Origin of the sequence: Frigoribacterium endophyticum (assembly GCF_011759585.1) — a bacterium.
Taxonomy (GTDB): domain Bacteria; phylum Actinomycetota; class Actinomycetes; order Actinomycetales; family Microbacteriaceae; genus Frigoribacterium; species Frigoribacterium endophyticum.
In genome coordinates this window covers 1,202,700-1,216,400 of record NZ_JAAOYV010000001.1, presented here as the reverse complement: position 1 = coordinate 1,216,400, position 13,701 = coordinate 1,202,700, and the positions used below count along the sequence as shown (strand labels likewise).

The following is a 13,701-nucleotide window of genomic DNA, read 5'->3' as shown; positions in this document are numbered from 1 at the left end:
GGGAGGCCGCGTCGGCGTGCCCTCCGGGGCCCCGGTCACGATCCGGAGGCCGCCGCCTCGGTGCGGAGGGTGTCGGGGATCGACTCGAGGTAGGCCCGGAGGTTGCGCGAGGTCTCGGCGAGGGAGTCGCCGCCGAACTTCTCGAGCACCGCGTCGGCCAGGACGAGCGCGACCATCGACTCCGCGACGACGCCGGCGGCGGGGACGGCACAGACGTCGGAGCGCTGGTGGTGCGCCTTGCTCTCGTCGCCCGTCGCGACGTCGATCGTCGCGAGGGCGTGGGGGACGGTGGCGATGGGCTTCATGCCGGCGCGGACGCGGAGGACCGTGCCGGTGCTCATGCCGCCCTCGGTGCCCCCGGCGCGGTCGGTGTCGCGGGAGATGAGGCCGCCCTGGCGGTGCAGCTCGTCGTGCGCGACGCTGCCGCGACGCCGGGTCGTCTCGAAGCCGTCGCCGACCTCGACGCCCTTGATCGCCTGGATCCCCATCAGGGCGGCCGCGAGGCGGGAGTCGAGACGGCGGTCCCAGTGCACGTGCGAGCCGAGGCCGGGCGGTACGCCGTAGGCGAGCACCTCGACCACGCCGCCGAGGGTGTCGCCGTCCTTCTTCGCCGACTCGACCTCCTCGACCATCAGTGCCGAGGTGGCCGGGTCGAAGCAGCGGAGGGGGTCGTCGTCGAGGCGGTCGACGTCGCCGGGGCGCGGCAGGTCAGCGCCCTCGGGCACGCGGACGGGGCCGACGGAGAGCGTGTGGCTGACGAGCTCGACGCCGAGCTCGGCGAGGAAGGAGCGCGCCACGGCGCCGAGGGCCACGCGCGCGGCCGTCTCGCGGGCGCTCGCGCGCTCCAGGACGGGGCGGGCCTCGTCGAAGCCGTACTTCTGCATGCCGACGAGGTCGGCGTGGCCGGGGCGGGGGCGCGTGAGGGGGGCGCTGCGCCCCCGGGAGGCGTCGCTGACCTCGACGGGCTCCGGGCTCATGACCTCCTCCCACTTCGGCCACTCCGTGTTGCCGATGCGGAGGGCGACCGGGCTGCCCATGGTGAGGCCGTGGCGGACGCCGCCGGAGATGGCCAGCTCGTCCTGCTCGAACTTCATCCGCGAGCCACGGCCGTAGCCGAGCTTCCGCCGGGCGAGGTCGGTGCGGACGGCGTCCATCGAGACGGGCACGCCCGCGGGCAGCCCCTCGAGGACGGCGATGAGCTCGGGGCCGTGAGATTCCCCTGCGGTCAACCAACGAAGCATGCGGCAATCCTCGCACAGGCCGGGGTCGTGGCCGTCCGACGACCGCCGCCGTCGCCCCGGGCGGGGGCGACGGCGGCGGGCACGGCACTGCTGGGGGCCTACTGGTACTCGGGGTGCTCGCGCATCCACGCCTGCCAGACGGCCACGGCCTCCTCGTGCTCGGCGAAGGTCGTCGAGAACGCCGTCTCGCCGGTGTCGAGGTTCGTCGTGACGAAGTAGAGCCAGGTGCCGTCGGCCGGGGCGACGGCCGCGTCGATCGCGAGGTCGCCGGGGTTGGAGATGGGGCCGACGGGGAGGCCCTCGTGCTGGTACGTGTTGTAGGGATTGTCGGCGTCGCCGCGCTCCGCGTCCGTCGTCGTCACGCGGTGCGTGTTGCCGGTGCCGTAGGCGACGGTCGCGTCGGACTGCAGGAGCATCCCCTGGTCGAGGCGGTTCTGGAAGACCCGCGCCACCTTCGGGTAGTCGGCCGCGAGGCCCGCCTCGCGCTGGATGAGCGAGGCGAAGACGACGATGCGCTGCTGGTCGGCGGGCTGGACGCCGGCGGCCGCGAGGCGCTCCTTCATCGTGTCGACCATCTGCTGCAGGTAGCCCCGCGCGTCGAGGCCGGGGTCGAGCTCGTAGGTCGCCGGGAAGAGCCAGCCCTCGAGGCTCGTCGCCTCGGCGGGCAGGCCGAACGACGCGGGGTCGGCGGCCGCGGCCTGGACCTGGTCGAGCGGGATGCCCGTGGCGTCGGCGAGCAACGTGTACACGTCGACGGCGGCCGTCCCCTCGGGGATGACGACACGGTCGGTGACCCGGTTCGAGGAGTCCTGGAGGGCGGCGAGGGCCGAGGCGGCGCTCATCTCCTGCTGCAGCGTGTAGCTGCCGGGCTGGAACGTGATGGTGGGGTCGGCGAGCATGAGCGAGTAGGCGGCCTGGTAGCTCTTCGTGACGCCGGCGTCGTTGAGGTTCGTCGCGATGTCGGAGCCGTTCTCGCCGCTGGTCACGGCGAACTGCACCTCCGTGCCGTTGCCGGAGCCGGAGAAGTCCTCGGGCGCGGGCTCGCCCTGGAGCTTCTCGATCAGGGGCGACACGGCGCCCCAGGCTGCTGCGACGCCCGCGGCGCCGCCGCCCACGACGACCAGCAGGACCACGAGCAGCACGACGCCGCCCTTCTTGCTGCCGCGAGGGCGCTTCTCGCGGGCCCGGGGCGAGCGCTCCCGGTCGCGCTGCTCACGACGGGAGGCGGCCGGCACCTCCTCGACAGGCTCGGCGGTGGCGACCCCGGCTCGGCGGTCACGGGCGGAGGCGCGGCTGCCGTCGGCGCCACGGGGAGGGTCGGACTGCGGAGGCGACGCGAAGAGGTCGTCCCACTGGGGATCGTCGGCCACGTTCATCGTCCTTCGTCGGGTACGGGGAGGGCCCCGGCGCCGTCGTCGGGGCCGGGTGCGCCCACGAGGTGACCGGGCGGGCGACCGCTCGACCGCTCGAGGTCGAGCGCGTGCTGCACGATGATAACAGCGGCGACCTGATCGATGACGGATCGTTGTCGACGGCCCTTGCGCCCGGAGGCCCGCAGTGCTCCCTGTGCACTGACGGTGGACAGCCGCTCGTCGACGAGCCTGACCGGCACGTCGCTCCGGCCGGCGAGGACGGCGGCGAAGTCGCGCGCGTCGGTGGTCGAGGGAGTGTCACCGCCCGACAGCGACAACGGCAGGCCCACGATGATCTCGAAGGCCGACGCCTCAGCGGCGTGGGCGAGGATGGCGTCGACGTCGGCGGTGCCGTCCGCCGCCCTCGGCACGGTCTCGACCGGGGTCGCGATCATGCCGTCCGGGTCGGTGCGGGCGACGCCGATGCGGGCACGGCCCACGTCGACGCCGAGCCGCACCCCGCGACGCACCCTCAGCCCCGGAGGGCCGCGACGATGCCGGCCAGCGCCGCCGGCACGGCGGCCACGTCGGAGCCGCCGCCCTGCGCGAGGTCGTCCTTGCCGCCTCCGCCGCCGCCGAGCACGCCGGCGGCCGCGCGGGCGAGGGAGCCCGCCTTCACGCCGGCCCGACGAGCACCGTCGGTCGTGGCGACGATGACGGCCGGCTTGCCCTGCACGTCGGCCGCCAGGGCGACGACGGACGAGGACGAGGAGCCGAGACGCTCACGCACGGACGTCACGAGCGAGCGCAGCTCGTCGGTGGTGCGCAGCGCGCCGACGTCCTCGGCCACGACCGTCAGCTCGCCGACGACGGCGGCCGTCGCCGCGAGCGAGGGCACCCGGGTCGCGAGCTGGGCGGACTCGAACTCCGCGATCCGCTTCTCGGCGGCCTTGAGGCTCGCCACCAGGTCGCCCACGCGCTCGGGCAGCTGCTCGCGCGGCGCCTTGAGCGACGACGTGAGCTGGGCCACGATCGCGCGCTCCGACGCGAACTCGCGGAACGCGTCCAGGCCGACCAGCGACTCCACCCGGCGGTTGGTCGAGCCCACGGAGGTCTCGCTCACCAGGTTGACGAGCCCGACCTGCGAGCTCGTCGAGACGTGGGTGCCGGCGCAGAGCTCCCGCGACCACGGGCCCCCGATGTCGACCATCCGCACGGTCTCGCCGTACTTCTCGCCGAACAGCGCCATGGCGCCCATCGCCCGGGCCTCGTCGAGGGGCATCTCGCGGGTGACGACCTGGAGGTCGTCGCGGATGGCGCGGTTCGCGATCTCCTCGATCTCCGACCGCGTGGCGGGGCTGAGGGCCTGGTTCCAGTTGAAGTCGAGGCGCAGGTAGCCGGCCTTGTTGTACGAGCCGGCCTGGTGCGCCTCCGGCCCGAGCACCTCGCGGAGCGCCGCGTGCACGAGGTGGGTCGCGGAGTGCGCCTGCGTCGCGCCGCGGCGCCACACGGGGTCGACGACGCTCGTGGCGGCGTCCCCGACGCCGACCTCGCCGGAGCGCACCTGGACGCGGTGGCTGATGAGGCCCTTGACCGGCTTCTGGACGTCGAGCACCTCGAGGTCGAAGCCCGTGCCGACGATGCTGCCGGCGTCGGCCTCCTGCCCGCCGGACTCCGCGTAGAGCGAGGTCTCCGCGAGGATCACCTCGGCGATGTCGCCCGCGACGGCACGGTCGACGGAGGCACCGTCGACGATGATGCCGAGGACGGTCGACTCGGTGTCGAGCACGTCGTAGCCCGTGAACACGGTCTCGCCGTGGGCACGGAACGCGCTGTAGACGCTGAGGTCGGCGAGGGCGGTCTTCCGCGACTTCGCGTCGGCCTTGGCGCGGGCCCGCTGCTCGCTCATGAGGCGGTCGAAGGCCTCGCGGTCGACCGTGAGGCCGTTCTCCTCCGCGATCTCGAGCGTCAGGTCGATCGGGAAGCCGAAGGTGTCGTGGAGGAGGAAGGCCGTGTCGCCCGCGAGTCGCGGGGAGCCGGAGCCCTCGTCGCGGCGCTTCGTGTCGGCCACGGCGATGTCGAGGATGTCGGTGCCGGCCGAGAGCGTGCGGAGGAAGGTCTCCTCCTCGCCGACGGCGAGCTGCGAGATGCGGTCGTAGTCGGTCTCGACCTCGGGGTAGGCCGCCTTCATGGCGTCCCGCGAGGCGGCGAAGAGCACCGGGAAGGTGGCCCCCTCCACGCCCAGCAGGCGCATGGACCGCACGGCTCGGCGGAGCAGGCGACGCAGGATGTAGCCGCGCCCCTCGTTCGACGGACGGACGCCGTCGGAGAGCAGCATGAGCGCGCTCCGCACGTGGTCGGCGATGACCCGCATGCGGACGTCGTCGTCGTGCACGGCGCCGTAGCAGCGGCCGGACAGCTCCGCGGCGGCGTCGAGCACGGGGCGCACCTGGTCGATCTCGTACATGTTGTCGACGCCCTGCTTGAGGAACGCGACGCGCTCGAGGCCCATGCCGGTGTCGATGTTCTTCGCGGGCAGCTCGCGCACGATGTCGAAGTCGACCTTCGAGCGGACGTTCTCGATCTGGTACTGCATGAACACGAGGTTCCAGATCTCGACGTAGCGGTCGTCGTCGGTGGCCGGGCCGCCGTCGACGCCGTAGGCCGGGCCCCGGTCGAAGAAGATCTCGGAGCAGGGGCCGGCGGGGCCGGGCTGGCCGGTGTGCCAGTAGTTCGTGTCCTTCCCGAGGCGCTGGATCCGCTCGTCGGGCAGCCCCGCGATGCGCTTCCAGAGCTCGATCGCCTCGTCGTCCTCCTCGTAGACGGTCACCCACAGGTCGTCCGGCGAGAAGGCCAGCCCGCCGTCGGCCTCGCTCGAGGTGAGCAGCCCCCACGCGTACTCGATCGCGCGGTCCTTGAAGTAGTCGCCGAAGGAGAAGTTGCCGTTCATCTGGAAGAAGGTGCCGTGCCGCGGCGTCTTGCCGACCTCTTCGATGTCGTTGGTGCGGATGCACTTCTGGACGCTCGTGGCCCGGGGCCACGGCGTCGGCACGAGGCCGGTCAGGTACGGGATGAACGGCACCATGCCGGCGACCGTGAAGAGCAGCGACGGGTCGTCGCTGACCAGGGAGGCGGACGGGACCACGGTGTGGCCTCGCTCACCGAAGTACTCGAGCCAACGGCGGCGGATCTCTGCGGTCTGCATGGTTCTCCCAGGGGTGCTGCGGTGATGTGCGGGGGCGGAAGAGGAGGCGCGGGGCCCCGGCCGGGTCAGCCCTCGGTCGTGGGGTCCGTCGCCGAGCGCAGCTCGGCCTCGCGGGTCTTGTAGCCGTCGACGACCGCGGCGCGGAACGAGGTGACGCTGCCGTCGATGTCGTCGAGGAGGCGCTGCCCCCCGGCCGTGCGGACGGCGAGGTGCGCGATGCCGAGCCCGAGGACGACGCCGACGGACAGCAGGATCAGGCTCTTCACGGATGCTCCTCACGGGTCTGCGCCGGGACGGCGCGGGTCGACACGTCAGCTTACTTCGAACGGTCGGGCGGTCGGGCACGGGGCCGGCGGGGACGACGAAGGGAGCGCGCCACGTGAGCGGCGCGCTCCCTCCGGAGTCGCTGTGGAGCAGGTGCTAACGGGCGGCGTAGTACTCGACGACCAGCTGGACCTCGCAGGTCACGGGGACCTCGGCGCGCTTCGGGCGACGCACGAGGCGGGCCTGCAGCTTGTCGATCTCGACCTCGAGGTACGCGGGCACCTTGGGGAGGAGGTCGACGTGGCCACCGGCGGCGGAGACCTGGAAGATCTCCATCTTCTCGCTCTTGGGCTTGACGTGGATCATCTGGCCCTCCTTCAGACGGAAGGAGGGGCGGTCGACGAGCTTGCCGTCGACGAGGATGTGACGGTGCACGATCATCTGACGGGCCTGGGCCGTGGTGCGGGCGATGCCGGCACGGACGACCAGGGCGTCGAGACGCGTCTCGAGCAGCTCGACCAGGTTCTCACCGGTCAGGCCCGAGGCCTTGCGGGCCTCGTTGAAGACGATGCGGAGCTGGGCCTCGCGGATGCCGTACTGGGCACGCAGGCGCTGCTTCTCACGGAGACGGACGGCGTAGTCGCTGTCGGTCTTGCGCTTGGTGCGGCCGTGCTCGCCGGGAGCGTAGGGACGCTTCTCGAGGTAGCGGGCGGCCTTGGGGGTCAGCGCGATGCCGAGGGCACGCGAGAGACGGGTCTTGCTGCGGGTACGTGACTTGGTCGACACGGTCGTCCTGTTCTTGTCGTGGATCATGGAGGGCCGGCCCAGCGCGCGAGCGCCGGCAGGCGTAACAAGAGGGGTGAGTGCCGCGGTGGCGACCGGCTACAGGTCGTCGCACCTCTCTCGGGGACGTCTTCAGCAGCCGCGCATCGACGCCCGAGTTCTAGGCAACCCCACGAGCATACAGGAGCGGCTGCGGCTGCGCGACAGGACCGAGGCGGCGAGTCGCGCTCGGGCGTCAGCGGCCGCGGGTGATGCGGCGCAGCTTCTCGAGCCGGGCCGCGACGTCGCGCTCGTTGCCGTTCGAGGTGGGGTCGTAGTACGTGTGGTCGACGATCTCGTCGGGGAGGTACTGCTGCTCGACCACGCCGAACTCGGAGTCGTGCGCGTACTTGTAGCCCTTGCCGTGGCCGAGGCGGCGGGCCCCGGGGTAGTGCGCGTCGCGGAGGTGCTTCGGGACGGGGCCGGCGCCTCCCGCCCTGACGTCGGCGATGGCGGCGTCCAGGGCGCTGTACGAGCGGTTCGACTTCGGCGCCGTGGCGAGGTACACGACGGCCTCGGCCAACGGGATGCGCCCCTCCGGCATGCCGATCATCTGGACGGCCGTGGCCGCGGAGACGGCCACCGTCAGCGCGTTCGGGTCGGCCATCCCGATGTCCTCCGAGGCGGAGACGATGATGCGCCGGCAGATGAAGCGAGGGTCCTCCCCCGCCTCGATCATCCGCGCGAGGTAGTGGAGCGCGGCGTCGACGTCCGAGCCGCGGACGGACTTGATGAACGCGCTGATGACGTCGTAGTGCTCGTCGCCGTTGCGGTCGTAGCGGAGCAGGGCGCGGTCGACGGACTGGGCGACGGTCTCGGCGGTGATGACCGGTCGGCCGTCGCCCCCGTCACCGTCGTCGCCGTACTCGGCGTCGGGGTCGTAGTCCGCGTCGCCGTCGACCTCCTCGGTCGCGGCGCCCGCGGCGGTGAGCTCGGCCGTCGTCGCGGTCGCGGCGTGGGCGGACGCCTCGAGCGCGGTCAGCGCCCGGCGGGCGTCGCCCGACGCGAGCCGGACGATGGTCGACAGCGCCTCGTCGTCGAGGACGACCCGGTCGTCGAGGCCCCGGGGATCGTGCACCGCGCGACGGACGAGGTCGCCGAGGTCGTCGTCGCTCAGCTGCTCGAGCGTGAGCAGGAGCGACCGCGACAGCAGGGGCGTGATGACCGAGAACGAGGGGTTCTCGGTGGTCGCGGCGATGAGGATGACCCAGCCGTTCTCGACCCCGGGCAGCAGCGCGTCTTGTTGGGCCTTCGTGAAGCGGTGGATCTCGTCGAGGAAGAGGACGGTCGTCGTGCCGTAGAGGTCCCGGTTCGTCAGGGCCTTCTCCATCACCTGACGGACGTCCTTCACGCCGGCGGTGACGGCGGACAGCTCGATGAACTGCCGACCGGAGCTGTGCGCGATGGCCTGCGCGAGGGTCGTCTTGCCCGTGCCCGGCGGGCCCCAGAGGATGACCGAGACGGCGCCCTGCTCCCCCGTGGTGTCGGAGGCGAGGGTGACGAGGGGCGAGCCGGGCCGCAGCAGGTGCCGCTGACCGGCGACCTCGTCGAGGCTGGTGGGGCGCATGCGGACCGCGAGTGGGGTCGAGCTCTGCGGGAGCGGGCTCATGGGCACCCATGCTAGACCGGGCCCCCGACACGGGAGCAGCGGCCGTCGTCGACGCCGCCGTCCGCCCCGATACAGTCGACCCGACCACACGAGCTCGTCCGTCCGGGCGAGCGACGGCCGAGCACGGAGGACACGCGTGGCTGCGACGAAGAACGACCGGGAGTCCCGCGACAGGCTGAGGCGGTACACCGCCCGGAAGCAGGTGCACGCCGCCCAGGTCGCCCGGCGCCGCCGCGACGACGTCCTCGCCGTCGTGGGCGTGGTGGTCGTCGTCGGCCTCGCCGTGCTCACGCAGGTGGTCTGGGGCCAGGACGACCCCGGCACGGCGGCGTCCACCCCGTCGCCGAGCGCCTCGTCGACGGCCGAGGCGACGGGCACCGGCGACGTCCCGAGCGCCGAGATCGCCGAGGGCCGCACCTGGACGGGGCAGTTCGACCTCAACGACGACGTGCAGCTGGGCGTCGAGCTCGACGGCGCCGCGGCGCCGCAGGCGACCTCCGTGCTCGTCGACCTCGTGCGGGAGGGCTTCTACACGGGCACGAGCTGCCACCGCATGAGCGACGCCGACTCCGCCGAGTTCCTCCAGTGCGGCTCGGCGAACGGCGACGGCACGGGCGACGCGGGCTTCACCTTCGGGCCGCTCGAGAACGTCCCGACCGACGGCCTGTACCCGGCGGGCACGATCGCGATGGCCAGGGGCGAGAGCCCCGACTCGCAGTCGACCCAGTTCTTCGTCACCTACGGCGACACCTACCTCGACGCCTCGACCGGCGGGTACACGGTCGTGGGCCGGGTGACGAGCGGCCTCGACCAGCTGACCGCGAACATCACCGACGCCGGGCTCACGCCGGGCACCAGCGAGACGGACGGCGCGCCGGTGGTGCCGACCACCATCACGTCCGCGTCCCTGGAGTAGTCCTCCGCGCCTCCTCGTGCCATAGGCTGGGCACCCATCGCGGGGGCTCGTCCTGAGCGCCGCGACGAGCACCTCCAGCAAGGGATGACAGTGGCTACTGACGATCGGGCACCCTGGGGCCGAGTCGACGACGACGGCACCGTGTACGTGCGCGAGGGCGAGGGCGAGCGCGCCGTGGGGCAGTACCCCGACGCGACGCCCGCCGAGGCCCTCGCCTACTACGAGCGCAAGTACACCGAGCTGAACGGGCAGGTCACCCTGCTCGAGCAGCGGGTGAAGCGCGGCGCCTCCGCCTCCGACGTCGCGAAGACGGTGAAGGCCCTGCACCAGCAGCTCGTCGAGCCGAGCGCCGTCGGCGACATCGAGGCCCTGCGCACGCGCGTGGCCGCCCTAGACTCGACCGTCGGCGAGATGACCGAGAAGCAGAGCGCCGAGGCGCAGGAGGCGCTGACCGAGGCCGTCGCCTACCGCACGTCGCTCGTCGTCGAGGCCGAGACGCTCGCCGCGCAGGACCCAGCGCGCGTGCAGTGGAAGCAGGTCACCGCCTCCGTCGACGACATCTTCGCCCGCTGGCAGAAGCACCAGCAGGACGGACCGCGCATCCCCAAGGGCGAGGGCAACGACCTCTGGAAGCGCTTCCGCGCGGCCCGGTCGACCATCGACCAGCACCGCAAGGCGTTCTACGCCGAGCTCGACTCCACCCACCGCGAGGCCCGTCAGCGCAAGCAGGCCCTCGTCGAGGCCGCGGACGCCCTGGCGGCCCGCGGTGCGGACGGCATCCCCGAGTACCGCCACCTGCTCGACGACTGGAAGCGCGCGGGCCGCGCCGGCAAGAAGTACGACGACGCCCTGTGGGCGCGCTTCAAGCGCGCCGGCGACGTCCTCTACGCCGCCAAGGGCGAGATCGCCGCGCAGGACGACGTCGAGTACGAGGGCAACCTCGCGGCCAAGCTGGCCCTGCTCGACGAGGCCGAGAAGATCCTCACGGTGACCGACCGCGTGCCGGCCCGCGAGCAGCTCACCTCCGTCCAGCTGCGCTGGGACGAGATCGGCCGCGTGCCCCGCGAGCAGCTCCGCTCGGTGGAGGACCGCCTGCGCAAGGTCGAGTCGCACGTGCGCGAGCTCGACGAGCAGTTCTGGGAGAAGAACAACCCCGAGCGCAAGGCCCGCTCGGAGGGCCTCGCGAGCCAGCTGCAGGACGCCATCACGAAGCTCCAGGAGGAGCTGACGGCGGCCGAGGCGTCCGGCGACGCGCGTCGCGTCGCGGAGGCCCGCGAGGCCCTCGACGCCCGCCGGGTCTGGCTGGACGCACTCGGCTCCTGACCGGCCCGCGACGCGTCGCCCCGATCGACCACGACCGCCCGCCCTCTCCACAGGAGAGCGCGGGCGGTCCGTCGTCGCGGCCCCGGTGCGCCAGGCTGGGCCCGTGCGCCGACCGCTCCCCCGCCTCCTCAGCCCTCGGGACCTCCCCGAGGCCGAGCTGCGGGCGGCCGTGCTCGACGGGGAGCTCTACGCGCTCGGTGACCGCTGGTCGTCCGTGGCCGACCCCGACGACGCGGAGGCGCGGGCCCGGTCGGTCCTGTCGGAGTCGTCGTCGAGGACGATCGCGGCCCGCCGCACCGCTGCCTGGATCTGGGGGGCCTGCGCCGCGCCTCCCCCGGACCTCCAGTGCCTCGTGTCGTCGTCGGCCCGCAGCCGCGGAGCTCCGTCGGGCAGCCGCGTGTCGGAGGTGCGGATCGACGACGACGAGGTCGTCCGTCTCGGCGGGGGTCTCGTGACGTCGCCGGCGCGGACGGTGCTCGACCTGCTCCGGCTGAGCGACGCCAGCGGGAGGTCGGAGCAACTGGCCCTCCGGGTGCTCGCCGAGCACGAGGTGGAGCCACGCACCGTCCTGTCGCTCTCGCGGCGCCACTCGTCGGCGGTCGGTCGCGCCCGGGCGCAGGCGCTCCTGCGTGCCCTCGTCGACCCGGTGCTCGGCTGAGGCACCGGGTCGACGGAGGCCAGGCCCGTCAGCCGGCGCTCACCCGGTAGACGTCGTAGACCGCGTCGATGCGACGCACCGCGTTGAGGACGCGGTCGAGGTGCGTGGTGTCGCCCATCTCGAAGACGAAGCGGCTGAGGGCCAGACGCTCGTCGGACGTCGACACGCTCGCGGAGAGGATGTTGACGTGGTGCTCGGAGAGCACCCGGGTCACGTCGGAGAGCAGGCCGCTGCGGTCGAGGGCCTCGATCTGGATCTGGACGAGGAAGACGCTCTTCGACGACGGCGCCCACTCGACGTCGATCATCCGCTCGGGCTCCTTCATCAGGCCCTGCACGTTGTGGCAGTTGGCCTGGTGCACGCTGACGCCCTGGCCCCGCGTGACGAACCCGACGATCTGGTCGCCCGGCACCGGCGTGCAGCACTTGGCGAGCTTGACGAGGATGTCGGGGGCCCCGCGCACGAGCACGCCCGAGTCGCTGTTGCGGAGCGGACGCGTGACGCCCTTGCTCGGGAACTCGAACTCGCCCTCGTCGACCTCGTTCTGCTGCTGGACGGCGGCGAGCACTTTCTCGATGACCGACTGCGTCGAGATGTGGCCCTCGCCCACGGCGGCGTAGAGGCTCGAGACGTCGTCGTGTCGCAGCTGCGAGGCGACCTCGGCGATCGAGTCCTGGTTCATCAGCTTCTGCAGCGGCAGGTTCTGCTTCCGCATGGCCCGCGCGATGGCGTCCTTGCCCTGCTCGATCGCCTCGTCGCGGCGCTCCTTGGTGAACCACTGCCGGATCTTGTTCCGGGCCCGGGGGCTCTTGACGAAGCTCAGCCAGTCCTGGCTGGGGCCCGAGTCCGGGTTCTTCGAGGTGAACACCTCGACGACGTCACCGCTGTTGAGCACGCTCTCGAGCGGCACGAGGCGGCCGTTGACCTTGGCGCCCATCGTCCGGTGGCCCACCTCGGTGTGCACGGCGTACGCGAAGTCGACGGGCGTGGCGCCGGAGGGCAGGCCGATGACCTTGCCCTGCGGCGTGAAGACGTAGACCTCCTTGGCTCCGATCTCGAAGCGCAGGCTGTCGAGGAACTCGCCGGGGTCGGCCGTCTCGGCCTGCCAGTCGGAGATGTGCGCGAGCCAGGCCATGTCGGTCTCGGTGCGCGCGCCCGTGCTGGAGTCGTCACGGCCGCCGTTCATCCGCTGCTTGTACTTCCAGTGCGCGGCGACGCCGAACTCCGCGCGCTGGTGCATCTCGTGCGTCCGGATCTGGATCTCGACCGGTCGGCCCTTCGGCCCGATCACCGTCGTGTGCAGCGACTGGTAGAGGTTGAACTTCGGCGTCGCGATGTAGTCCTTGAAGCGACCCGGCAGGGGGTTCCAGCGGGCGTGGATGGACCCCAGCACGGCGTAGCAGTCGCGCAGCGAGTTCACCAGGACCCGGATGCCGACGAGGTCGTAGATCTCGTCGAACTCGCGGCCGCGCACGATCATCTTCTGGTAGATCGAGTAGTACTGCTTCGGCCTGCCGACGACGTCGCCCCGGATCTTCGTCGACTTGAGGTCCGACTTCACCGCGTCGATGACGTTCTGCACGAACTGCTCACGCTGCGGGGTGCGCTGCTTGACGAGGTTGTCGATCTCGACGTAGAGCTTCGGGTGGAGGACGGCGAAGGAGAGGTCCTCGAGCTCCCACTTGATGGCCTGGATGCCGAGCCGGTGCGCGAGCGGCGCGTAGATCTCGAGGGTCTCGGTCGCCTTCCGCGTCGCCGACTCCGACTCGACGAAGCCCCAGGTGCGCGCGTTGTGGAGGCGGTCGGCCAGCTTGATGACGAGCACGCGGATGTCCTTCGACATCGCGACCACCATCTTGCGGACCGTCTCGGCCTGGGCGCTGTCGCCGTACTTCAGCTTGTCGAGCTTGGTGACGCCGTCGACCAGCATCGCGATCTCGTCGCCGAAGTCCCGCTGCAGCATGTCGAGCGTGTAGTCGGTGTCCTCCACGGTGTCGTGCAGGAGGGCGGCGGCGACGGTCTTGGAGCCGATGCCGAGGTCGGCGAGGATCTGGGCGACGGCCACGGGGTGCGTGATGTACGGCTCGCCGCTCTTCCGCAGCTGCCCCTGGTGGGCGCGCTCGGCGACGCTGTAGGCCCTCTCGATGACCACGAGGTCGGCCTTCGGGTGGTGCATGCGGACGGTCTTGACCAGGCGGTCGACGGCACCGGCCGGCTGGCTCCGGGAGAAGAGCCGGGGCAGCAGCGTGCGGAGCGACGCCGTGCCCTGAGGCTCGGGCGGCGCGTCGTTCCTCGTGGTGATCTCGGTCAC

The 13,701-nt window shown here is 72.2% G+C and carries 11 protein-coding genes; 3 read left to right on the top strand and 8 right to left on the bottom strand.

Annotated elements, in window-relative coordinates; translation table 11 throughout:
• Positions 1 to 35: 35 nt before the first annotated feature.
• The 7 genes from aroC to FHR77_RS05610 all read right to left on the bottom strand — a co-directional run bounded on the left by aroC (position 36) and on the right by FHR77_RS05610 (position 8,493).
• On the bottom strand, positions 36 to 1,241 hold the full coding sequence (aroC, locus tag FHR77_RS05640) for a chorismate synthase (protein WP_167259158.1): 1,206 nt from the start codon (positions 1,239 to 1,241) through the stop codon (positions 36 to 38).
• A gap of 98 nt (positions 1,242 to 1,339) precedes the next feature.
• Positions 1,340 to 2,611 (bottom strand): endolytic transglycosylase MltG, encoded by a 1,272-nt coding sequence (gene mltG, locus FHR77_RS05635; RefSeq protein WP_167259157.1) that lies wholly within the window; start codon positions 2,609 to 2,611, stop codon positions 1,340 to 1,342.
• 2 nt (positions 2,612 to 2,613) lie between these two features.
• Positions 2,614 to 3,123 (bottom strand): Holliday junction resolvase RuvX, encoded by a 510-nt coding sequence (ruvX, locus tag FHR77_RS05630; RefSeq protein ID WP_167259156.1) that lies wholly within the window; start codon positions 3,121 to 3,123, stop codon positions 2,614 to 2,616.
• 2 nt (positions 3,124 to 3,125) lie between these two features.
• Entirely contained in the window at positions 3,126 to 5,798 is a 2,673-nt protein-coding gene (gene alaS / locus FHR77_RS05625) for an alanine--tRNA ligase (RefSeq protein WP_167259155.1), read from the bottom strand.
• A 65-nt stretch (positions 5,799 to 5,863) separates the two neighbouring features.
• Positions 5,864 to 6,064 (bottom strand): hypothetical protein, encoded by a 201-nt coding sequence (locus FHR77_RS05620; protein ID WP_167259154.1) that lies wholly within the window; start codon positions 6,062 to 6,064, stop codon positions 5,864 to 5,866.
• 154 nt (positions 6,065 to 6,218) lie between these two features.
• Positions 6,219 to 6,848, bottom strand: coding sequence for a 30S ribosomal protein S4 (gene rpsD / locus FHR77_RS05615; protein WP_082514352.1), 630 nt, complete (start codon positions 6,846 to 6,848; stop codon positions 6,219 to 6,221).
• Positions 6,849 to 7,080: 232 nt separating this feature from the next.
• Positions 7,081 to 8,493 carry a replication-associated recombination protein A gene (locus FHR77_RS05610; RefSeq protein WP_167259153.1) on the bottom strand — a complete coding sequence of 471 codons (1,413 nt, stop codon included), beginning with the start codon at positions 8,491 to 8,493 and terminating at the stop codon, positions 7,081 to 7,083.
• Between the two features lie 136 nt (positions 8,494 to 8,629).
• Here FHR77_RS05610 and FHR77_RS05605 point away from each other — a divergent pair, with 136 nt between their 5' ends.
• The 3 genes from FHR77_RS05605 to FHR77_RS05595 all read left to right on the top strand — a co-directional run bounded on the left by FHR77_RS05605 (position 8,630) and on the right by FHR77_RS05595 (position 11,390).
• Positions 8,630 to 9,409 carry a peptidylprolyl isomerase gene (locus FHR77_RS05605; RefSeq protein ID WP_167259152.1) on the top strand — a complete coding sequence of 260 codons (780 nt, stop codon included), beginning with the start codon at positions 8,630 to 8,632 and terminating at the stop codon, positions 9,407 to 9,409.
• Between the two features lie 84 nt (positions 9,410 to 9,493).
• Positions 9,494 to 10,732, top strand: coding sequence for a DUF349 domain-containing protein (locus FHR77_RS05600; RefSeq protein ID WP_197982295.1), 1,239 nt, complete (start codon positions 9,494 to 9,496; stop codon positions 10,730 to 10,732).
• Between the two features lie 103 nt (positions 10,733 to 10,835).
• Positions 10,836 to 11,390, top strand: a complete 555-nt coding sequence (locus tag FHR77_RS05595; protein WP_167259150.1) for a type IV toxin-antitoxin system AbiEi family antitoxin — start codon at positions 10,836 to 10,838, stop codon at positions 11,388 to 11,390.
• Between the two features lie 28 nt (positions 11,391 to 11,418).
• Here FHR77_RS05595 and FHR77_RS05590 read toward each other — a convergent pair whose 3' ends face one another.
• Positions 11,419 to 13,701: a RelA/SpoT family protein gene (locus tag FHR77_RS05590; RefSeq protein ID WP_082514350.1), complete on the bottom strand. Its 2,283-nt coding sequence runs from the start codon at positions 13,699 to 13,701 to the stop codon at positions 11,419 to 11,421.

Bases quoted from the DNA above. Each gene is read 5' to 3' on its own strand.
- aroC (WP_167259158.1), bottom strand. From the start codon at position 1,241: ATGCTTCGTTGGTTGACCGCAGGGGAATCTCACGGCCCCGAGCTCATC.
- alaS (WP_167259155.1), bottom strand. From the start codon at position 5,798: ATGCAGACCGCAGAGATCCGCCGCCGTTGGCTCGAGTACTTCGGTGAG.
- FHR77_RS05610 (WP_167259153.1), bottom strand. From the start codon at position 8,493: ATGAGCCCGCTCCCGCAGAGCTCGACCCCACTCGCGGTCCGCATGCGC.
- FHR77_RS05600 (WP_197982295.1), top strand. From the start codon at position 9,494: ATGACAGTGGCTACTGACGATCGGGCACCCTGGGGCCGAGTCGACGAC.